Source organism: Psychrobacter cibarius, assembly GCA_030686115.1.
Taxonomy (GTDB): Bacteria; Pseudomonadota; Gammaproteobacteria; order Pseudomonadales; family Moraxellaceae; genus Psychrobacter; species Psychrobacter cibarius_C.
Window position 1 is genome coordinate 1,537,000 of the sequence record CP131612.1, and the last position, 23,398, is coordinate 1,560,397.

Annotated in this window: 16 protein-coding genes; 13 read left to right on the top strand and 3 right to left on the bottom strand. The window is 44.3% G+C overall.

The window, feature by feature from the left end:
• Positions 1 to 280 precede the first annotated feature (280 nt).
• The 8 genes from Q6344_06455 to fhuB all read left to right on the top strand — a co-directional run bounded on the left by Q6344_06455 (position 281) and on the right by fhuB (position 14,774).
• Entirely contained in the window at positions 281 to 1,789 is a 1,509-nt protein-coding gene (locus Q6344_06455; protein ID WLG14969.1) for a NarK family nitrate/nitrite MFS transporter, read from the top strand.
• Positions 1,790 to 2,045: 256 nt separating this feature from the next.
• The gene (locus Q6344_06460) at positions 2,046 to 3,995 is read left to right on the top strand and encodes a protein kinase (GenBank protein ID WLG15164.1); all 1,950 of its coding nucleotides are present in this window, start codon (positions 2,046 to 2,048) and stop codon (positions 3,993 to 3,995) included.
• Positions 3,996 to 4,047: 52 nt separating this feature from the next.
• Complete coding sequence (locus Q6344_06465; protein WLG14970.1) at positions 4,048 to 5,526, top strand: FAD-dependent oxidoreductase; 1,479 nt, start codon at positions 4,048 to 4,050, stop codon at positions 5,524 to 5,526.
• On the top strand, positions 5,523 to 9,032 hold the full coding sequence (locus Q6344_06470) for a nitrate reductase (GenBank protein ID WLG14971.1): 3,510 nt from the start codon (positions 5,523 to 5,525) through the stop codon (positions 9,030 to 9,032). Before Q6344_06465 ends, Q6344_06470 begins: the two co-directional genes overlap by 4 nt.
• Positions 9,033 to 9,199: 167 nt before the next feature.
• Positions 9,200 to 10,123 (top strand): uroporphyrinogen-III C-methyltransferase, encoded by a 924-nt coding sequence (cobA, locus tag Q6344_06475; GenBank protein WLG14972.1) that lies wholly within the window; start codon positions 9,200 to 9,202, stop codon positions 10,121 to 10,123.
• A 544-nt stretch (positions 10,124 to 10,667) separates the two neighbouring features.
• On the top strand, positions 10,668 to 11,432 hold the full coding sequence (locus Q6344_06480; GenBank protein WLG14973.1) for an ABC transporter ATP-binding protein: 765 nt from the start codon (positions 10,668 to 10,670) through the stop codon (positions 11,430 to 11,432).
• A gap of 151 nt (positions 11,433 to 11,583) precedes the next feature.
• Positions 11,584 to 12,609, top strand: a complete 1,026-nt coding sequence (locus Q6344_06485) for an ABC transporter substrate-binding protein (GenBank protein WLG14974.1) — start codon at positions 11,584 to 11,586, stop codon at positions 12,607 to 12,609.
• Positions 12,606 to 14,774, top strand: coding sequence for a Fe(3+)-hydroxamate ABC transporter permease FhuB (gene fhuB / locus Q6344_06490; GenBank protein ID WLG14975.1), 2,169 nt, complete (start codon positions 12,606 to 12,608; stop codon positions 14,772 to 14,774). Before Q6344_06485 ends, fhuB begins: the two co-directional genes overlap by 4 nt.
• 120 nt (positions 14,775 to 14,894) lie before the next feature.
• Here the strand turns inward: fhuB and Q6344_06495 are convergent, their stop codons facing one another.
• Positions 14,895 to 15,197 carry a DUF3817 domain-containing protein gene (locus Q6344_06495; GenBank protein ID WLG15165.1) on the bottom strand — a complete coding sequence of 101 codons (303 nt, stop codon included), beginning with the start codon at positions 15,195 to 15,197 and terminating at the stop codon, positions 14,895 to 14,897.
• Positions 15,198 to 15,463: 266 nt separating this feature from the next.
• Here Q6344_06495 and Q6344_06500 point away from each other — a divergent pair, with 266 nt between their 5' ends.
• The 5 genes from Q6344_06500 (at position 15,464) to Q6344_06520 (ending at position 21,608) form a co-directional block, all read left to right on the top strand.
• Positions 15,464 to 16,114: a glutathione S-transferase gene (locus Q6344_06500; protein ID WLG14976.1), complete on the top strand. Its 651-nt coding sequence runs from the start codon at positions 15,464 to 15,466 to the stop codon at positions 16,112 to 16,114.
• 467 nt (positions 16,115 to 16,581) lie between these two features.
• Complete coding sequence (locus tag Q6344_06505; protein ID WLG14977.1) at positions 16,582 to 17,007, top strand: hypothetical protein; 426 nt, start codon at positions 16,582 to 16,584, stop codon at positions 17,005 to 17,007.
• 23 nt (positions 17,008 to 17,030) lie between these two features.
• A complete protein-coding gene (locus Q6344_06510) occupies positions 17,031 to 17,441 on the top strand; it encodes a phospholipase D-like domain-containing protein (GenBank protein ID WLG14978.1) in 411 nt (136 codons plus the stop codon).
• Positions 17,442 to 17,732: 291 nt separating this feature from the next.
• Positions 17,733 to 18,875 carry a M14-type cytosolic carboxypeptidase gene (locus Q6344_06515; GenBank protein WLG14979.1) on the top strand — a complete coding sequence of 381 codons (1,143 nt, stop codon included), beginning with the start codon at positions 17,733 to 17,735 and terminating at the stop codon, positions 18,873 to 18,875.
• 456 nt (positions 18,876 to 19,331) lie between these two features.
• Complete coding sequence (locus Q6344_06520; protein ID WLG14980.1) at positions 19,332 to 21,608, top strand: ESPR-type extended signal peptide-containing protein; 2,277 nt, start codon at positions 19,332 to 19,334, stop codon at positions 21,606 to 21,608.
• 332 nt (positions 21,609 to 21,940) lie between these two features.
• On the opposite strand, the gene Q6344_06525 is transcribed toward Q6344_06520, so the two are convergent.
• Both Q6344_06525 and ureG read right to left on the bottom strand, forming a co-directional pair.
• Entirely contained in the window at positions 21,941 to 22,618 is a 678-nt protein-coding gene (locus Q6344_06525) for a HupE/UreJ family protein (protein ID WLG14981.1), read from the bottom strand.
• 105 nt (positions 22,619 to 22,723) lie between these two features.
• On the bottom strand, positions 22,724 to 23,377 hold the full coding sequence (gene ureG / locus Q6344_06530) for an urease accessory protein UreG (protein ID WLG14982.1): 654 nt from the start codon (positions 23,375 to 23,377) through the stop codon (positions 22,724 to 22,726).
• Positions 23,378 to 23,398 lie beyond the last annotated feature (21 nt).

Here is a 23,398-nt window from a genome sequence, read left to right on the forward strand (position 1 = left end):
TAAGGGAGGTTGATTGAGTGTTTTAAACCTGCTGTGTTAATGCTTTATTAGCATAAGCGTCAGGTGTGGCCGTGGTTATAGACCCACCAGTAAAGGCGCTTGGATAATTAACGAGTGCTGATCTTTATACAGATTTGGCAGCGTACACAAATAACTGGCATAACCATTGCACCGCCTGAAACATTGCTACTTATCATATTTGAACACTGCGTTTTTTGAACACTTAGTACCTTTAGTACGTTGTCAGAACCCTGAAGTTAATCATTTGAGGAAGTTGCCTATGTCATCATCAGCCCCCGTTGCGCCTAGTAAAGACAAGCTTAATGTTTTGTCATTTACGGGTAAAAATAAAATCCTTCATTTAGGTTGGATGGCATTTTTCCTTACCTTTTTTGTATGGTTCAACCATGCACCATTTCTATCAGCGATTGGGGAAACACTCAATCTGAGTAAAGATCAAATCAAAACGCTACTCATTTTAAATGTGGCATTGACCATTCCTGCTCGCGTGATTATCGGGATGCTGACAGATCGCTTTGGCCCTCGTATTGTTTATACCGCCATTTTAGCCATTGGTGCGATTCCTTGTTTTACCTTTGCATTCGCTCAGGATTACAATACCTTGGCGCTGTCTCGGTTTTTACTGGGCTTTGTAGGTGCAGGTTTTGTGGTGGGTATTCGTTTGATGAGTGATTGGTTTCCAACCAATGAATTGGGGACGGCTGAGGGTATTTATGGAGGGTGGGGTAATTTTGGCTCGGCAGCAGCGGCACTGTTACTACCAACTATAGCGATTGGTGCAGCAGCAGTGTTCGGTGGTGATGAAGGGTGGCGTTATGCAACAGCCACATCAGGGGTCGTGATGGCGCTTTATAGCATCATTTTTTATAAGATGGCGCGTAATACACCCAAAGGGGCTACTTATTTTAAACCCAAAAAATCAGGTGCCATGATGGTGACGTCATCAGGTGATTTTTGGTTAATGATGGTTTTTAAACTGCCTATGTATTTGGCATTGGCATTATTGGCATGGAAACTATCACCTGATGGTGTGAGCTTATTGAGCCAGTCTAGTGTCACCATGGTCTATATTGGCCTTGCGATACTTTATGTTTACGAGTTCATCAGTAGCTACCGCTTTAATAAAGAGGTTTTCACCACGCCTGTACCAGTGGCGCATCGTTATGATTTTAAGCAAGTAGGTATCTTAAATATTTTGTATTTTGCCACGTTTGGATCAGAGCTCGCTGTTGTGTCGATGCTACCTCTGTTTTACCAAGAAACTTTTAGTTTATCGATTGTGATGGCAGGGGTATTGGCATCGAGCTATGCCTTTATGAACCTTATGTCACGCCCAGGCGGCGGTTGGCTCAGTGATAAGTTTGGTCGCAAAATAACTTTATTGATTTTGACAGCTGGTTTGGCCATCGGGTATCTGTTGATGGGCTTCCTTGACTCAACGTGGCCACTGGCATTGGCATTGTTAATCACAATGTTTTGCTCATTCTTTGTACAAGCAGGTGAGGGTGCTGTTTTTGCGGTGATTCCTCTGATCAAACGCAGCATGACAGGGCAGTTTGCAGGGATGACAGGCGCGTATGGCAATGTTGGATCAGTGGTGTATTTAACGGTGCTGAGTCTGGTGTCTTATCAGGTGTTTTTCTTTGTGATTGCCGCGACAGCAGTGGCTGGATTCTTTGCCTTGTTTTTCTTAAAAGAGCCAGAAGGCATCATTATTGAAGAAATGCCAGATGGTACATTTGCGGAAATACAAGTGAGTCATAGATAGTACGGGGTGAAGACAGATGACGATAGCACACGCCAATAGAAACAATAGTCAAAATGCGGATGGTGATATGTACCAAAACGCTGATGAGATGGCGGTTCATTTTAATACAGGCAATCCGTCATCTCCAATAGGCTCAGGTCAGTTTGTTGCCAATGATGTCAGCCAGAGCATTGATAGCCACGCTATTGATGAGACTGGTGACAGTAAGGATATTGATGATGCTAGTACTGCATTATGGTGGCTTGATTTTTTCACTATGGCAGGTCGCAAGACGGAAAATCAAGACAGTTTACTTATTACCACCTGCTTGCCCTATCAATGTTCAGGTGAAGAATCATCTAGTGCCAATCGCTCAATATCTCAAGCAAGATCTCACCCGTCCTCATCAGCGCCATTATTGGTGTTGATGGCAGATGGGGTCAGTGCTTGCCAGTTTCCAAAACAGGCAAGTCGACTAGTGGTCAATACTATTGCCCACAAAATCACATTGGGGTTGACCGAGTTGGCACACTCACAAGATGAGTCGCCATCCATCAGTTTTGACGATGATCAAGTCGCTAGCATCATCAAAACAGCAGTCAACAAAGCCAACGACATCTTATATTTTCCTCAAGCGTATCAACGGGTGCCGCCGTTGTTATCTACGTTATCAGGCTTGCTCTGTATTGGTGACCGTATTCACCTGTTCCATACAGGCGACTCTCGAATATACCGCGTTGGGGTAGATTGTCTGACAGTATTGAGCAAAGATCACCGCGTGCACCGCGGCCAAGACAAAGGAGCGCTTGCCGCAGCTATCGGCGCAGATAGCCAGTTAGAGCTACAACAATCGGTATTTACCCTTCATCAAAACGAGTGTTTGGCCATTATGACGGATGGGGTGTATGAGCATATAGAGCCCACAGAGTTGCAATTTGAGCTGTGCAGCAGTGCGACTGATATATTTCAGTTGATGGCCACCACACACAAATTACCGCTAGGGTTTAACACCAGTCAAGCCGTGTGCGAGCAAGCCTTTAGTGCAGGTAGTCATGACAATCTAAGCATGGTCATGCTGAGTATGAACACACGGTCAACCCATTTTACTTCTATAAATGGTTCTAAAGGTATTGGTCATTTTGATGGTATTGACTTTGATAATCTGGATACAGTCATACGTGATGTGAATCGCTACCAGCTGCCAACCGATTTACAGATAGGCGATCATATTGATGGCTTTACTGTGATTGGTATCATTGCCCGCACAGCTCGCAGTCACGTGTACTGGGTACAAGATGAATACAACCGCGACTTTGTTTTAAAATCGCCCAGTTTAGACTCTGTTGCCGATGGTCACTATCTGCGTGATTTCTTAAAAGAACGCAAAATTGGTTTGAGCCTATCAAAACATCGCCGCGCAGGCGAGTCGGCTTACAATCAAGCTGACCCCAATCGATTACCTATCAATCCTGCATCCAACAATATCGGTCATAGTGTGGGTTCTGGCCTCAGTGAGTCGGGGCTGCTGCGATACTATCCGGTGCCAGCAAGTACCACATACTTATATCATTTGACTGAATATATCGCTGGTGAGAGTTTACGGGACTTTATGGATCGTCATGCGCCTTGTGATGTGTGGCAAACCTTTGATTTACTCACCAAAATTGGCATGGCGGTTCGAGTCATGCATCGCAACTATCTGTTGCATCAAGACATCAAACCCGAAAACATCCTTTTAACCAAATCTGGCGCCGTTAAACTGATTGATTTTGGTTCCGCCAGCTCCTCTATCTTAAAAGACAGCACCCGACCACCAAATGGTGATTTGCACTATGCTGCACCAGAATATTACACCGATGCACCAAAAGGCGTGCATTCTGACTTGTTCTCGATTGCAGTGATTGGCTATGAATTGCTGACGGGGCAATTGCCATTTAATACCCAAACACTAATGATGCCAAACCAAACACTAATGATGCCCGCGCAGCCGCTACGGCAACAGAACGTACCTGATGCCAGCCAACAGGCACTCATGCGTGCGCTGCATGTCAATACTAACGCGCGCTATCAAGCCATTGGCGAGTTTTTACAAGATTTTAACCCCGATAATAAGGCACACAGCCGCGACCCAGAACCACTCATTAAGCGTAACCCTCTACTGGTATGGCATGGCATTTGCTTCATAGAGTTTGTCATCATTTTATTATTGTTGGCATACTTTTCATGACACGTTGTTTTGCATTCAATGCTGCTCCGCGCGGCTAAGGGACTTACTGTTTATGTCGTTATCTATATCGCAAGCCGCCACTACGGTAGATACTCATACCAACAATCACGCCTTAGCATCAGGTCATCAAAAAAACGCTGGCATCGTTATTATCGGGGCGGGCATGGCAGGCAGTCGCTTTGCCATTGAGCTTGCCCGTACGCAATCAAATGATGACACCGCCCGTTTGCCAATTACGTTAATCAGTAAAGAGCCGCACGTGGGCTATAACCGAATTATGTTATCACCCGTATTGGCTGGCGACACAGCATTTGAAGATACTTATTTATATGACAACTCAGAGTATGAGCAGCTAGGTATCACCGTACTGGCTGGGGTTGCGGTAGAGACAATAGATACCAAGTGCCAGTGTATTGAGCTAGATGATGGGCAAACATTCAACTATGCCAAGTTAGTAATGGCCACAGGGTCAACTGCCCGAGTCATTCCGTTCCCCAATTACACGGCTAAGGGCGTGCATGTGTTTCGAGACCTTGCCGATGTGACCGCTCTGATGGACTATGCCCGTCAAGGAAAAACGGGGTTGGTGATTGGTGGTGGCGTACTGGGATTGGAAGCTGCCTGCGCGTTGGCGGCACAGGGCGCGAGTATGACGGTCATTCATATGGATGGTTATGTACTCAATCGTCAGCTAGACCTGCCAGCCGCCGAGCTTTTGCAAGCTGAGCTCAGTCGCCGAGGGGTTGGTCTCGCGGTTTCTGCCCATACTGAGGCCATTGAGATGAATGATGCAGGAGAAGTATGCGGATTGTCTTTAAAGGACGGGCGCATGCTAGCGGCTGATTTTATCGTGATGGCAGTAGGCGTGATACCCAATACAGCGCTTGCTAAGCAAAGCGGGCTTGAGGTTAATCGCGGTATTGTGGTCGATGGTTTTATGCACACCAGTTGTCCCAATGTTTATGCCATTGGTGAGTGTATAGAGCGAGAGGGCGAGCTATTTGGAATGGTGGCTCCGGTCAATCAGCAAGTAGATACGTTGGTCACGGTTTTAAAAGAGGCTTTGATAGAAAACGATACAAATATGGCAGATAGTAAAGCCACCGTGCCAGACCACTGGGTTCCTTTTGTAAGTAAACCATTGTCATTAAAATTGAAAGTATCTGGTATGTCGGCATTTTCTGCAGGGCAAATCGCTTTTGATGACGAAGCCGCTGATACTGTTGAGACCCTGGTATACCGTCAGCCTGCCTTAAACCATTATCATTGTCTGTACCTCAAAGAAAACAAACTCATTGGCGCTGTGCTTTATGGCGATACAAGCGATGGCAGCTTTTATAGTCAGTTAATTATAGATAACGTTGATATTACGTCCATCAAAGACACACTCATATTTGGCGAAGCATATTGTCATTTGGATGAAATAATGCCAAGCAATTCGCCAACTACGGAAGTAGATATAGAATTTAATGAGACAGACAGGAACGTCGATCATCATAAAGCGGCTGAACTGTTAGAGGATGCATTATGAATGACGCTATTGCCAATCAATCTGTTGCAAGCAAAGTAGTATCAACTAATAAGTCAAACAATCTACCTAATAGCACGCAAAAAACAACAGACCGCGTCATTGAAACACATGATGTAAGTGCTGCCAAAAATATCAAAAAAGCACCGTTGTTATCTAATTGTGATTTGATTGATAGCTCTATCACTACTATCCGCACGACGTGCCCTTATTGCGGCGTGGGGTGTGGTGTTTTAGCGAGCGTGAATGCAACAGAGGTGCTGAGCGTCAAAGGAGATCCTGAGCATCCGGCTAACTTTGGTAAATTGTGCTCCAAAGGGAGTGCATTGGCGCAAACACTGGGCACTGCGCGCCGCTTGACCGAGCCATATTATCAAAATAAGCACGCAGTCATGCAACAGCATCAGCCTATGCAATTGGGTAATGATTTCAATGCCAAACGTAAATCTGACAAGCCACTTATAGAGCAGACAGACTGGGACACCGTTTTAGATGACGTGGCCAGTCGTTTAAATGACACTATCGCCAAACACGGGCGAGACAGTATTATGTTTTATGTCTCAGGCCAGTTACTGACTGAAGACTATTACGTCGCTAACAAATTTATAAAAGGGTTTATCGGTAATAACAACATCGATTCGAACTCTCGGCTGTGTATGTCATCTGCAGTAGCCGGGCACAAACGCGCGTTTGGCGCAGATCTTGTGCCGGGTAATTACGAGGATTTAGAGGTTTGTGATTTATTGGTACTGGTAGGCTCCAATATGGCGTGGTGCCATCCTATTTTGTTTGGTCGATTTTTAGCAGCCAAAAAATCCAATCCCAATAAAAAACTTATTGTGATAGACCCGCGCCGTACCGACTCTTGTGAGTTTGCTGACCTACATTTACCGATTGCTGCAGGCACGGATACACATTTATATAATGGGTTGCTGCACTACCTAGATCAGCAAGGTTGCCAAAATGATGAATATATTAGCCAAAGCTTGGGCGTTGATGATGCGGTGAATGCGGCTAAAGCTTGGAGTGTTGATAAAGTCGCCAGTGCTTGTCAAGTGTCTGCGTATAGTATCCGCCAGTTCTATAAATGCGTTGCCGCCACTGATAAAACAGTCACTGCCTTTAGTATGGGGGTCAATCAGTCAAAAAGTGGGACTGATAAGGTCAATGCCATTATTAATACCCATCTGTTCACAGGGCGTGTAGGCAAAGTAGGGGCCAGTCCGTTTTCACTCACTGGACAGCCTAATGCGATGGGCGGACGAGAAGTAGGCGCTCTTGCTAATCTGTTGGCGGCTCATTTAGAATTAGAAAATGCCGATCATCGTCAGCTTGTGGCAGACTTTTGGCAGTCGCCTCAACCTATCTCCCCAAACGTGGGTGTCAAAGCCTGCGATGCTGCCGCTGCCATATTAGATGGTCGTATCAAGGCCATTTGGATTATGGCCACCAACCCTGTGGTCAGTTTGCCAGATGCGGATAATTTTCGCCAAGCGCTTGCTGAATGTGATTTAGTGATTGTCTCTGATTGCTCGGTAGATAGTGACACGGTGAAGTGTGCCGATATTGTACTGCCTGCCCAGGGGTGGGGTGAAAAATCTGGAACGGTTACCAATTCTGAACGGCGTATCTCTCGGCAGCGGACATTAACACCTGCAGCAGGGATTGCCAAACCAGATTGGTGGATACTGTCTCAAGTTGCCACACGCATGGGATTAACAGGGTTTGATTACCAACATCCAAGCGAGATATTCAATGAGCATGTGGCATTGACCGCTTATGGTAATACGCATAACCAAAGCCCATCTCACTCTAATAAAAATTACCCTCGCTACCTGAATCTTAGCGAATACTTGTCTGCTTTAATGACAGATGAGGTACCAGCCGATAAACCTGCTCAACAACTTCAACAACATATTAGCCAGCATATTAATCAGAACGGCAATCCAATACATACCCCAATCGCACTCAGTCAACAAGCATACGAAGAGCTGTTGCCATTTCAATGGGGTGGTACGCGTATCTCCATGATTAATAATATAAAATATTTAGAAAATGAGGTCAATAATCCCGCTGCTACTGTTACTAAGTCACAGTTAATCGCTATTACGCCCTCTAGTGAAGCGAGCATAGCCAATGTGCATCGACGTCAAAGAAGGCAAAAAAGGCAAAAACCTCAACTGATTGGTGAGAATCGAGCATCCTTTGAACATAAATCTGATCATCATACTCAACTTGAGAGCCAAGCGATCCATTTACGCCTGATTACGGGCAGGCTTCGCGATCAGTGGCATACCATGACTCGTACTGGCCTTGCACCGCAATTAAATCAACATCAGCCACTACCCACACTGACCATACACGCTAATGATGCACGGCAGCTTGGCGTTCAAGATAATGATTTTGTGCAACTGCATCGCAGGTATGAAAACCATGGAAAGCATGAAAGTTATGAGAACGGCGTGACCAGTGATGGCATAGTCAGTGATACCGCGATGAGTACGGCTAAGGATAATAACAAGCCAGCGAGTACCGTAATGGCGCAAGTTGTCATTAGCGATACGTTGCGCGTTGGTGATGCATTTATGCCCATGCATTGGAGCAATGCTTTTGCTAGCTTTGCCCGAGTTGGCCCACTTATTCCAACAGTGGTCGATCCATATTCAGGGCAGCCAGAGCTCAAAAATTCAGCCATTAGCGTCACGCCTGTTCCTATGCAATCATTTGGCAAGATTTTGGTGCATCCTGAGTGGCAAGACGCTGTTATAGTGCAATTACGTACTATTTTGGCCAATTTTTCTGCCAAAGTATCAGAGAAAGAATTATCTGAAACAAAATGCGAAGCACGTTCAAATAATATTGTGCCAGAGGCATTACCTGCACTTACTTGGAGCTTGAGTCATCAAAGTAACAGCGTCTTGATTACTCTCGCTAGCCCGATGATGGAGTCTAGCAGTACCTTAGCGTGCCCCGAGTTTTGGCAGCAGTTTATGACCTCTATGCAATCATTATCACCGCCCAGCTCTCAAGAGGGTGTCATGCATACGGCGTTTACTGTCGATAATGTGCAGAATCAATTGCGTTTTATTGTGACCCAAACTGAGTCTAAGGTAGGAGCAGATAGCCCTGTTATCAACCGTCAAGTGTCCGATGGTAAAAGCTCTAGCGCACAACTGATAATGGCAGTCTATATTGCCCCAATGCAAAACCAATTACCGAGTGTACGCTGGCTCGATAGCTGCTTTACGGATACTAGCCAGATACCTGCCAAGCAACGATACAAATGGTTGTTAGCGGGGCGACCTGCCAGTGGTTATGTTGATCCAGGAGCATTGGTGTGCTCTTGCATGTCGGTTGGAAAAAATGCCATTCTTAACGCTATCACGGAGCATGGTTGTACTAGTGCAACGGCAGTGGGTAAGCAGTGCCGCGCAGGTACTAATTGTGGGTCTTGCGTGGGGCAAATCAACGCATTAATCGCAGAATACGCCTCATTGGCGCAAGCTTAAATGATGGGATGGCACGTCGCTTGCAACTTGTTATGTAGAATTAGTTGCACTGTGTTAACACAGGTTAGCCGAGCCTGAGCGCTTATCTGGTCGGTCGATTTCTATCGAATAACCTTATTTTTATTACATGGTTTTCTGTATTTATACTGTCATTAGGAACTATCGTCATGATTGATTTATCTGTCCTTATTGCAAACAGCCCAACATCTGACTTGGCAGGGCAAAACTGTATAGAAAATGCTAAAAATTCTCATAAAAAAGGCATGGTATATTTGGTCGGCGCAGGCTCTGGTGATCCTGAGTTATTAACCTTAAAAGCATGGCGAGTGATGCAGCGCGCAGAAGTAGTGTTATATGACAGTTTAGTATCCGAAGATGTTTTGGATATGTGCGCGAGCACGGCCGAAAAAATATTCGTCGGTAAGCGCCGCGCCAATCATGCCTTATCACAACAGAGCATTAACGAGCTATTGGTCAAACACGCGCTGGCAGGTAAAACGGTGGTGAGGCTAAAAGGTGGTGACCCTTTTATTTTTGGACGCGGTGGTGAAGAGCTGCAAGAGGTGGTACGTCATGGTATTTATTTTGAATCTATTCCGGGTATTACGGCTGCCAGCGCTGCTGCAAGCCGCGCAGCGATTCCACTAACGCACCGTGATCATGCGCAATCGGTTAAGTTCATCACTGCTTGCAAAAAATCTGGCGCGCCGAATAACGATTATAAAGAATTGCTTGATACTACCCAAACGGTTGTTTTTTATATGGGCTTACACCGTCTACATGAGATGACGAAAGGCTTGATAGAGGCTGGTCGAGACAGTGAAACTCCTTTTGCTATTATCAGTCATACCAGTCTACCTACGCAGCAATTGCTTATCGGTACGCTTGCCAGCATCGCTGAATTGCAAGCCACCGCCAAGCTACCGACACCTGCTTTACTTATCATGGGTGATGTGGTCACTCTGCATGCCGAGCTTGCCGATTACAATATAAATGCTATCAAACAAAAGGCGCTTCACTTCATCAATCATCGCAATATCACGCCCAGTGACGAGCCAGACAGTGCTTTGCCCGCTGTGAGTGTTGCTTAAAGACTGGATTTGTCTCTCAGCTTGCGCTTTCAACGCAAACTTTTTATATGCTTGCTGTTTGAGAAAAACTTATCGGGTTTGCAGCTCGCTAAGTTGTGTAGTAGGCGCTGTACATGAGATTAAAAACGTTTGTTCAAGAGATTGAGCAGACGTTTTTTTGTGTCTTTCAATAATACTTGTACAGCCATTGCTTCGACATAGATAGTCGTTACTGACGTCGGTATTCGACAGCTCTTCGGTGGTTAAAGAAATAAAAGCGACTAAAAACCCAATCAGCTTATCTCAACTCATTAATATGAGTAATGGTTTGTGCGAGTTCAAAAATGATTAAGGTGATAAAGAATTAGGCTTGTATTTAAGGGTTACTTGTCACAGATAAAAGAAAATCGGTCGTATATATACTTACAAGCAACAGCGAACGGGAATGAAAAGAATGGTATTTTAAGTTAATGATAATTGTTTTTATTATCGTTTACGAGTAAAATCGGTTTTTATTGGCTGTCCAATATATACACAACGATTTAAATTAATGATGAGTACCGATATGTTACGTGCAAACCAATTGACCATCAGTCGCCAAGGAAATACCTTACTAGACAATGTAAGCTGTGAGATTGATAGCAACCAATTAGTCGCTTTGGTTGGACATAATGGTTCAGGAAAATCGACTTTAATCAAAGCGTTGGCAGGCGAGATGATGAGTAGTGGCGGTAGCATCAGCTTGGATGAGCGCCGTATCAGTGATTACAGTAGCAAAGCGCTGGCGCGACAAATGGCATATTTGCCACAGCAACTACCAGAAGCCGCTGGGTTTTCAGTACGTGAGCTGGTCATGCTAGGACGTTATCCACATCAAAAATGGCTGCAAAAGCCCAACCAAATGGACAAAGATAAAGTAATAGAAGCCATGCGCATCACCCAAACAGAGGCGTTCGCTGACCGCATTACGGCCACGCTTTCAGGTGGTGAGCGTGCTCGCGTTTGGCTTGCTATGTGTCTGGCACAAGACACCAGATATTTATTACTTGATGAGCCATTAGCTGCGCTTGATATGCACTATCAGCTTGAAGTTATCCAGCTTATCCGTCGTTTGGTGGATGAGCAGGGCTTGAGTGTGGTGATTATTTTGCATGATATTAATTTGGCCGCGCAGTATGCGGATCGAGTTATCGCCTTAAAAAACGGTCGTATTTGCCATAATGGTGATATCGGCAGCACCATGCAACCGACAGTATTGCACAAGATTTTTAACGTCGATATGCAGCTGCTTAGTCATCCTATAACGGGGCAGCCAGTCGCCGTTGCCTAGTAGGGCATATCATCAATCTGAACGAAAATGAATAAGTAGGCTAAAAAGGGTTAAATTTTTATGACCGTTTTTAAAATGAGGGCATGCCCTAGTATTTGCCTCATCTTTTTCATTTCTTATTTTCTCTTATTCGCGCAAAAGATAGGCCGCTATGTTTCCTGTTCTTTATAAATCTCTGTTCTCTTTAATAGCCATAAAACCTTTCATAAAACCTTGTATAAAAGCTGGCTCAAATATCACTATCACTATCAGTAAATATAAGTGGTTGGCGCTTATAGCAAGCTTAACACTGACCACCGTGCTGACGGCCTGTCACCAACCAATAACGTCACAAAAAGACGCTCAAGTGGGCAATGCAGATAACGCTAACATCAATATAGTCTCACCTGATTGGGGCAATGCGGCAACCTTGACCGCCATGGGTTACCCCCCGATAGCGACGGGTGATGTGAGGGTGTGGGACAGATGGGTAGGTACGCCTGAATTACCAACCTCAATCATTGATTTGGGCATTCGCTATCAGCCTAATGCGGAATTGGTTGCCCAATTGCCTGTCGATTTGGTCGTCGATAACTTCTTTTATGAGCATGCCCGCAATCTCTATGGAGATGTGCCTTCTGAGTCGGTCATGTTCGCCGCTAAAGGTGATACTGCAACTTGGGCAGATTATACTGAGCCGACTCGTCAGTTGGGACAGCTAATTGATGAACCAGCTTTGGCTGAAAGCTATATTAAAAAAAGTCAGACAGATATCAAACTGGCAAGTGAGCGTCTGCAGCAGCGCTATCCAAAAGTAAAGAGATTTGCCATTGTGCAGTTTGCTGATGCTAATAACATGCGTATGTATGTTGAAAATAGTTTGTTTCAGCCCGTGCTAAAAGAGATGGGCAGAGAGCTGGATGTATTAGGCAAAGGCAATCAATGGGGGTTTGTCCCTATTCGAATGGGCGACTTGGCTCAATTGGATAATGAGACCTGCCTATTAATCATCGATCCTTTAAGCCCGATAACCCGAGCTGAGATTAAAGACAGTTTGGTTTGGCAGCGTCTAGGCTATGGCGACGAGCGCTGCGTGGGTGAGCTGCCAACCATATGGATTTATGGTGGCATGTCGTCACTGGTCGGCTTGGCAAATAATTTATCAACAGTGACATTAAAAGGTGGGGCAGCATCATGACTATCAATACTGCCGCACAGACTCATCACTCTCATACCAATAATACTACTGATTATGTCAAACCTATGACTTCACTTGCAGCGTCTCAGTCGCCCACATTGAAAACACCATCAGAGCAACACTCCAAGCTCATGCAAAAACCTCCCAATCCAGCACCAAAATTACCTCGGAAATCACCTTCGGTATTTGCAGATACATGGCGCATCTGGGCAGTAATGATTATCCTTGTGGTGTTGTCAGTATGGAGCACGTGGGCATTAATCGCTCAGGAGTGGACACGCCCGATCAGTGATTTGTTTATTCCAAGCTCACAATTGGATATTATCAGTCTTGCGACGCAGCTGCATATAGTGGCGACCAGCATAGTGGCGCTATTGGCAGGTGGTCTGCTTGGGGTTGTCAGTATTTTGCTACAGCAATTGGTCAAAAACCCATTAGCGTCAGACACCACATTGGGCGTCGGCGTTGGTGCACAATTGGCCATGCTCATTGTGACCTTGTTTTTGCCAAGCTTAGCGATTTATGGCGGACTTTATGTGGCCTTTGTCGGTGCGCTTATTAGTATGGGACTGGTCTTTGTATTGTCAGCACCCAGTCGTTTTAATCCGCTCATTTTAATATTGGCGGGCTTAGTGGTAAACATTCTACTTGCCGCCATTGCCAATGTTTTGGTGTTGTTTTTTGCTGAACGTAGTAATGGTATGCTGTCGTGGGCGGCGGGATTTTTGGCACAGAATAGCTGGCATACCAGTACGATGCTAGCGATAACGGCCGTCGTGATGGCGGTTGTCTGTCTACCCTTGTTAAAACCATTAACCTTGATGAGTCTCGATGACTCACAAGCCAAACGCTTGGGCGTGCCGATTAACGGTATTCGTGCATTGGTGGTGCTTATTGTGGCGGTCGTTACCGCTTTGGTGGTTAGCGAAGTTGGTCTAATCGGTTTTATCGGTCTTGGCGCTGCCAGTCTGGTCAATGCGTTGGGAGTCGCTTCTATTAGCAAACGTCTGCTTGCAGCCTTTGTCTTAGGGGCGCTGCTTTTATGGCTGACTAGCAATGTTGCTTTATTACTCGAACCCATACTAAATATGCAAATTCCAGCAGGGGCGATGACGGGTATTCTCGGTGCACCACTGATTATTTGGCTGATTTTGCGTCAGCGCCGTGAGCGGATAGAAACAGTAACCCCGATGCTAACGGGCAAGCATGCACCTGTGTCATGGTGGCGCTGGGGTCTTGGCGTGGTAATGATAATTATAGTTGCCTGTGTTTTTGTCCAAGACGTCAGTGGCTGGGGACTAAGTACCGATTGGGCGATCACCCAGCAGTATCGGCTACCGCGCAGTTTGAGCGCAGCGGCAACGGGTCTGATGTTGGCCATCGCTGGTGTGTTATTGCAAACGCTCACCCGCAATCCGATGGCAAGTCCAGAAGTATTGGGTGTGAGCTCGGGCGCGGCGCTTGGGGTTATCTTAGGGTTTTTACTGCTACCAAGCTTAGGGCTATCTGCCGGAGCTGGTACTTTATTAATCTCAGGATTATCAGGAGCGATGGCTGTGTTATTGCTTGTTATTTGGCTAGCACGTAAGGTAAGTTCTGGCTATCTATTACTGGTCGGTATCGGTATTGCCGCGATGATGGATGGGGTGATGCACATGGTCAAGCTGTCTGGTGATCCTCGTTTAGAGGCGATGCTTAGCTGGTTGTCTGGAACCACTTATAGCGCTCAGCCTAGCACGGTGTGGTATCTTATCGGCATTGCCCTCATTTTATTTGCCCTCAGCTTACTGCTTATCAAACCCTTAAGAGTGCTTGGTTTGGGTACGGGAGTCGCTCGTAATTTAGGGGTGGCAGTGACACCAGTGACACTCGCGTTATTGGTGTTGGTGGCGGCGCTAAGTACTGCCAGTACGCTTGCGGTTGGGCCATTGAGTTTCATTGGTCTAATGGTGCCACATTTGGCGACGTCACTCGGTGCGGTAAGGCTTGAGCGCCAATTGCCATTAGCGGCTTTGTTAGGCGCAGGGGTGATGGTAATAGCAGACTGGATTGGGCGTTATGTCATTTTCCCTTATGAGCTGCCTGCGGGTACGATTGCGGCTATCATTGGCGGTGCGTACTTTTTATGGCTGATTCGTAAAGTGCCAGTCGCAGTGAGTGGATAGTTTTTATGGGAAATTAATGACTGACGAATAACTATAATCAGCCATCATGATCAGTCATTAATACATACCGTCCAGCGCTTAAATAGCGCTATATCTTAAAATCACCAATGTTCGTCATATTCAGTAAGTCATTTGACATTGCTTTGAAGGGGTTTTAAACTTTTTATTCAAGCTCTTTTTTAATAAATGATCGAATATAAACGGACCAAGGGGCAAAAAGGATCCGAGTACCCCTGCTGGCATCGCCCAAAGCGGCATTTTGATTTTGGTGGTGGCTATCAACAGCATTAAAATATACGCGATGAACAATCCGCCATGAGCCATCCCTATGTAGGTGACCGCTTCTGCAATACCCATCATATATTTTAGCGGCATGGCGATGCAAAGTAATAATAAGAAGGACGTACCTTCTAAATAACCCATGATCGTAAGAATCTTTAATACAGAGTTCTGATCTTTTGTGAGATTAGGTGTTTCTGTGATAGTTGTCTGAGCCTGAGACACTATATCTTCCTTTTGTTTATAATAAATAAGGTAAGGGTTTTCCAATGCCGCTATGATACTGGCTTTATTCAATGCTTTGAAGTATTAATTTTACAACCCTTAATAGAGATCAGTAACGAAACTAAATGACTCTTGATGTCAGTGACTCTAAGCCTACTGATCTCGTTTTAACTGTGAAAAAATATATGACTGCTTACTCCCTTTCTTGTTTTTACTCTTTTCGTCGCTGTCCTTATGCCATGCGCGCGCGTCTCGGTCTGTTGTTTGCCGAGTTGCCAGTAGAGCTACGGGAGATAACGCTAAAAAATAAGCCTGCGCACATGCTAGCGATTAGCCCAAAAGGCACCGTGCCCGTTTTACAGCTCGCTGATGGTGTTGTGATTGAAGAGAGTCAGGAAATAATGGAGTGGGCGCTTGAACAGCAAGATCTACAAGAGCTGTTGAACATTAAGACTTTGCATCAAGGTAATACGTTAATTGAGCAAAACGATCAGGAGTTTAAGCATTGGCTAGATCGCTATAAATATGCTGACCGTCATCTTGAAATGACCCAAACAGAATATCGGCAAAAAGGTGAAGCATTTCTACAGATTTTAGAAGCACTGCTTACTAAAAATACTTATTTGCTAGGAGACAGTGTGACCATTGCCGATATCGGTATTATGCCATTTGTCCGCCAATTTGCTCATGTAGATCGCGACGTTTTTTACAGTTTGCCTTATCCGAAGCTGCAAATATGGCTAAAAAACTGGCTTGCGCATCCATTATTTATACAAGCCATGACCAAGTTTCAACCTTGGCAAGATGGCGATGAGCCAGTGATTTTTCCTTCTTAGCAAAAGTAGCTCACTCATTTCTTTGTAAATATTCCATCAATCTATTTTAGATATGTCCAGCAACCACCCACGCGTCATTAAACAATTCCTAATAATGAGGGAGTTATTTACCCTCATTATTTTGATAGATCTCAACAGTACTATTCTCAGAATAAATATCAATCTATGGCGGTTTGATAGCCGCTTTTCATAACCTTTGTATCAAAAGGGTTGAATGTCTATTGTGTACACTTGTACTCTTAGGTTAAAATGAACATAAGTGTATCATTATGTAAATATTCTTGAGTGACCTCAATTACGAATTGATTGGCATGGTTGTGAAAGTAACTTTTATACGAGTGTGAATATAAGAGTGCGCAAACAACGAATCCACGTGCTAATTATAGTGACGCCGATGGCTTTGCTTTTTATATGCGATAACCACTTAATTCATCCCTAATCCCAACATTTACGAAGGACTGTTTGAAATGTTAAAAAGTGCCATTAAAGAAACTGAATTAGAAAAAATCGATATCATATTAGTAAAAAATATTTTAGAGATTGGTATTCAAGATGATTATGCTGACAAGATAGCGGCTGATTATATCGAGACGTTAGCCCGCGCAAAAAGTGATAAAAACAGTCTCTTATATAAATCATCTAAGGTAAAAGAGTGCTATAGACAGTCGGATCTGCATAAATCTATCAACCGTATTATTTATAAGATCGAGCCTTTAAGGGTTGCTATTATGCGTGAAGGCCTAGCATTGCAGCAGGCAGTGGCTGAAGGCAATAAAGAGATAGCTGATGAGATTATTAAGGTTGTCGTTAGAATGAAGCTAGAAAAAAGTAAGCTTGAGAAAAATCTTAGCGCACTTATGGGTAACGTAAAAAAGCTTCAGCTCGCTAGCTAATAAAATAACAACAAAGCAAGGCCATGCTTGAAAATGGCGTCAGCCTTTTTGAGCTACGTAGCCAAGCTGCGTCTGGTATACACGCTGACCATCTAGGAGCGTTCAGATCGTCAAAAGCCAGTCTTCACGCGAAAACCTTTGCGGTAGATGGAAAGCGCATTTTTATTGGCTCGTTCAATTTTGACCCCCGTTCGGCTGCTCTCAATACTGAAATGGGTTTAATGATCCACAGTGAACAGATGGCACAGAAACTGCACAAAGCATTTGACGAGGGCATAGTTGGTCTTACTTGGCGAGTAGAGCAGCGTAATGGAAGGCTTGTCTGGATCGATTCCTATACTGGATCGATGAGCGTCTCGGAGCCTGGACAAAGTGCCCTGCTTAACATTATATTGACAGTAGTAGGGTGGCTACCAGTTGAATGGCTTTTGTAGCTATAGACAACAGTGCTATATAGGATCATGAGCTATAATATCCAATATCTGACACATTCATTCAGTAATGTGATAAATATAAAAAATTGGCTAATGCTATGTCTGTCATAGTGTTTGGAATGTTTTTATGTTCTTTTAATTAAAAAAGCAGCGATGCTACAATCATTAATCATTTTTACTATTTTTTAAGATGATTTGTTAGCGTCTCTATCCTGCTTGTTTTTAATCGTTTATGCTCAGGTACTTTACAGATACTCACTAAGATATCTAAAAAACAATTAAGGAAAATTTATGCATATCACTGCTAATTTCGATGCTGGTAATATTGAGGTTATTAATTTAGAAGATAAAAAAAATATCCAATTGGCTATTCGTCCGGACGTCGGTGGCGAGTTTTTTCAGTGGTTTAATTTTCGCATGACAGGTCAAGTTGGCGAGCAATATGTGCTCAATATTATGAATGCAGGGGATGCAGCATTCCCTGCAGGGTGGGAGAATTACCAAGCAGTTGCCTCGTACGATCGTGACTATTGGTTTCGTCTACCCACCTCTTATAAAGACGGAAATTTAACCATAACGGCAGAGTTGGAATGTGAAACCATTCAAATTGCTTTTTTTGCCCCTTACAGTGATGAGCGTCATCAAGATTTATTAGCAGCGGTGCAAATGCATCCATTAGTGACGTTAGAGCATTTAGGGGAGACCCTTGATAAGCGCGATTTAACCTTAGTCAAAATTAGTGATGGCGCTAGCAATAACGATGCGCCTAAACGCAATATTTGGATTACGGCACGTCAACATCCCGGTGAGACGATGGCTGAATGGTTGGTCGATGGTCTATTGCATAGCCTGTTAGATGGTGATAATGCCACGGGTAAATTATTATTAGATAAAGCTAACTTTTACATCGTGCCCAATATGAACCCAGATGGCAGCGTGAGAGGTCATTTGCGTACCAACGCAGTTGGTACTAACCTAAACCGTGCTTGGTCAAATCCAAGTTTGGAAACCAGCCCAGAAGTCTTTCATGTCATTAATAAAATGGAAGAGACGGGTGTTGATCTATTTTATGATGTGCACGGTGATGAAGAAATACCTTTTGTGTTCCTTGCTGGCTCGCAGGGTACGCCAAATTATAGCGACCGCCTCGCACGTCTACGCGATAGATTTTCAGAAGTGTTAAAGATCGCCAGTGCCGACTTTCAGACGGAAGAGGGCTATGACGTTGATGCACCGGGTACTGCGAACATGACGCTTGCCACTCACTGGGTTGCCGAACGTTTTGACTGCCTTGCCAATACCTTGGAGATGCCATTTATAGACAACAATAATGTCCCCGATGCGGATACGGGTTGGTCACCAGAGCGCTCTATGAAATTAGGGGAAGCTTCATTAGTGGCTATGTTGGCAGTCGTGGATGATTTACGTGAGTGAATCATTTAGGTGGATTGTTTGGGTTATGAAATAAGTCTATGCACTCAAGGGTTACTTGTTCAACATTCTCTATGCCACTCCAAATCTCCTTAGATACGCCATCAGGTTGATCTGCTGCCAGACCTTGCGAGTGCCATAACGGCACTTGCAATCCTACCAGACGCGCTCACTCTTACCGATATAACAATCGTTATACTCACTGTGCAGTGAGCGTTTGGGTGGGCGAATTTTGCTCATAACGCTCTTTTCCCATAAAACTATCCCAGATTATTTTGCTTATCTAAGACAGTCCTGAAGATTAAATATCCTTTAATATAAATATACAGGTATGTTAGCTTTGTGCTTTAATAAATGACAGTTGTCATTTATGAGCATGGTTAATGTAAGTGGCATAGTAAGTGACATAGATAGCCTTGATTTTATCGACGATTAGTTTTTGGACTTATGGAGCGAGCTATGAATAAAGTATTTAAAAAGATTTGGAGTCAATCACTAGGTTGTATAGTGGTGGTATCTGAGAATACTAAGAGCGCTGGTAAGACCAGCGGCACGACTGGCACTATCGCCCTGATAGCTCGTTCAAATGACTATAAGATGTTGACTCTAAAAGGGCTTGCCTTCAGTATCGCAGCGATCAGTGGCTCGACAGTGTGGGCAGGCGTGGTATGCGTAACGGATCCTGTTTCTGGAGGAAGTACGGCAACAGGTGTCATTGCAGTAGCCTGTGGAATAAATAATGTAGCAGACGGTATTAATAGTAGTGCCTTAGGTATTGACAATAAAGCTTCTAATGAAGCGACTAGTGCGCTAGGTCATGCAAATGAAGCAACAGGTAACTCTAGCAATGCAGTGGGATTTTTCAATAAGTCTTCGGGTGGTTATAGCAGTGCGGTTGGTTATACTAATGTAGCATCAGGTGATTATAGTAGTGCGTTAGGTGCTAATAATGAAGCATCAGTTAAGTACAGTAGTGCCGTTGGTTATAACAATACCGCATCGCGTATCAATAGTAGTGCGGTAGGATCTAATAATATCGCCTCAGAGGGTTATAGTAGTGCATTTGGTTATAACAACACGGCATCGAACATAAATAGCAGTGCAATTGGCTATAAAAATACCGCCTCGAATGTAAATAGCAGTGCCGTCGGTTATAATAATACAGCATCAGGTGAAGACAGTAGTGCCATCGGTTTTGAAAATACATCAGAGGGTGACTACAGTGTTGCAGTTGGTTATCAGAATACCGCATCAGGTACAGACAGCAGCGTGTTTGGCAGTAATAGCCAAGCCACTGCGACAGGCGCAACGGCCATCGGTAGTTTCTCCATTGCAGATGAAAGAGATACGATTTCAGTTGGTAGCAAGGGTTTCGAAAAACGTATCACTAACGTGGCAGATGCAATAAATGATACAGATGCGGTAAATAAACGATACACCGACGACAAAGCAACTGAAACTTTAACCGCATCGAAAGGTTACACCGACGACAAAGCAACTGAAACTTTAACCGCATCGAAAGGTTACACCGACGACAAAGCAACTGAAACTTTAACCGCATCGAAAGGTTACACCGATGGCAAAGCAACTGAAACTTTAACTGCCTCAAAAGGTTACACCGATGGCAAAGCGACTGAAACCTTAACTGCCTCCAAAGGCTATACCGACGATAAAGCAACCGAAACTTTAACCGCCTCAAAAGGCTATACCGACGGCAAAGCAACCGAGACTTTAACCGCCTCCAAAGGCTACACCGATGGTAAAGCAACTGAGACTTTAACCGCCTCCAAAGGCTACACCGATGGTAAAGCAACTGAGACTTTAACCGCCTCCAAAGGCTACACCGATGGCAAAGCAACTGAGACTCTAGCATCGTCACAAAGTTATACGAATGATCAGGTATTGAGCGTTAAACAGGAGATTGCTGCACAGCATAAATACCTAAGCATCAATGGTGGTGAGTCTGCAGAAGCGATTGCTAGTGGAGACAACGCAATGGCTTTAGGCGCTAACGCGGCGGCGCAGGGTAAGCAATCTATTGCAATGGGAGATGGTGCTCAAGCAATCGGCGAGCAAGCTATCAGCATTGGCACTGGTAATAAAGCGACTGGAAATCATTCAGGTGCGATTGGCGATCTAAGTACGGTCAGTGGCAATAACAGCTATAGTATGGGCAATAATAATACCGTGTCTGGCGACAATACTTTTGTGCTCGGCAATAATGTTAATACTACTGCAAAAAACGCCGTGGTACTCGGCAATGACTCTAGCTCTAACCGTGAAAACACAGTGTCGGTTGGTTCGGATCTTAACCAGCGTCAGATTATCAATGTTGCTAATGGTACCGCTGATAATGACGCAGTCAATGTCAGTCAGTTACAAGACGCAAAAACAAGCGCTATCGAAACCTCGAACACTTATGCCGATACTAAATTTAATGCTCTAAATGACTCTATTCACAATTATCTGCAAGACAATGGACAGCGCTTTAAGGAAATTGATGATCGTTTTGATCGTCAAGGTGCGATGAGTGCTGCGATGTTAAACATGGCAACCAGCACGTCAGGTTTACAAGGTAAGAACCGCATAGGCGTGGGTGCAGGTTTTCAGGGCTCCGAGCAAGCGGTCTCATTGGGGTATCAGCGTGTCATTAATCCCAATACCAGCTTTAGTCTCGGTGGTGCTTTCACAAAAGATGAGAACTCTGGTGGCATGGGTATGGGCTTTAGCTGGTAAGCATTAAGTAAACCAAAAGCCAAAAAAAGGACATTAATTTGTCCTTTTTTTCTGATGACCATTTTTACTTATTATCTAAAGCTTCTTATAGCCCAAACCCTTTTGAATGCCAATCCTGCTGTGAGCTAAGCGGTCGCTTGAGCGGCCTTATTTCTTTAAGAGTTTCTTTAAGAGCTGTCATAAGCTCAGGGGCATAAGGCAATTTATATAATGTCACCTGCGTGCATTTTGGTAAGTATGGCATCAATACTCATTGTTATGATAGATCGCTGCACAGCCAGCCCCTTCAACTTACTACCGTGTTAAACAACTCTGTGTATAAATTAATAAAGTTACCCTAACAGCACACCGCATAAACCGACAACAGCTATAACACGTTGAATAATCAAACTGTCTTGCAGGTGAGTGTTTAGATAAGTGGCAAATCCTTTGCCGATAGTATATAGACCTAGCATGGCAACAATCATACCCGTAAAGAAGCCAGCGGTATTACTGTTTGCAGGAACTTCGATTGCATGAGCTGCACCGTGGAACATAGCAAGCGCACCAAAGCCAATGACTAAGAATTTATACACGGTTTTGACGGACATCTCGTGGCTTTGATTCAATGCCACATTAAAGTAGCGGCTCATAAGTGCCATGGTCAGTAGTACGATAGAGAGTAGAATGCCGTATTCAATAAACAGGCTGTTCAAGCTCACACTTAAACTCAGTACAAATCCTGTTACTAGACCAATTAACAGTGCTACAAAGCCTTTTTTAAAGCTGTGCATTTGAGTAAATAGCATGCCCATGCCCAGCGCTAACATCAGATGGTCGAACCCAGTCAAAGGGTGTAATATACCAGACAATATTGAAAGGCTAAATGAGCCATCTGCTGCCATCAAGCCATGCCCAGGGTGAGCAAACGCGAGTGTTGGTAGCAATGATAACAGTGCTAAGCCACTGATTATGGTGGTTTTTTGGAAGATATTTTTGCGTGTCATCGTTTTGGCTGTGTCTGTTGTCATGATAAATCCTTAATAAATAAACAAATCGATATAAAAACTGACTGATAATCCACTGATCCATCAGCGGTTTGTAGAGTACTTATTGATGCTATCACCTAAGGCATTCTACGCCACACTTAACATGCCTTTATCTAAGATAAAAGCAACAATGTCATCAAGACCTTCGCCTGTTTTCATGTTACTAAATACCACAGGCTTATCACCGCGCATTTTTTTGGCATCATGCGCCATAACCTCAAGTGAGGCGCCTACGAAAGGGGCAAGGTCGGTTTTATTGATAATGAGCAAGTCCGATTTCATGATACCAGGGCCGCCTTTACGAGGAATTTTATCGCCTGCCGAGACATCAATGACATATAGCGTCAAGTCGGATAATTCAGGGCTAAAAGTCGCTGCCAAATTATCACCACCAGACTCGATGATAATAAGCTCAAGACCTGCAAATTGCTGCTGTAATTCGGCGATGGCAGATAAGTTAATTGAGGCATCTTCACGGATGGCAGTATGCGGGCAGCCACCGGTTTCAACACCGCGAATGCGCTCAGCGGGCATCGCCTCATGACGGGTTAAAAATTCAGAGTCTTCTTTGGTATAAATATCATTAGTTACCACGGCCATATTGATGTCATCGCGCAGGCGTTGACATAGTCTCAGCGTCAATGCCGTTTTTCCTGAGCCAACGGGACCGCCAATACCTAGGCGTAGGGGAGACAAGGTCGTGTCTGAATGTTTGCTTTCGACTTTGGGTGTTAGTGCCATAAATAAAGTTCCTTGATGAGA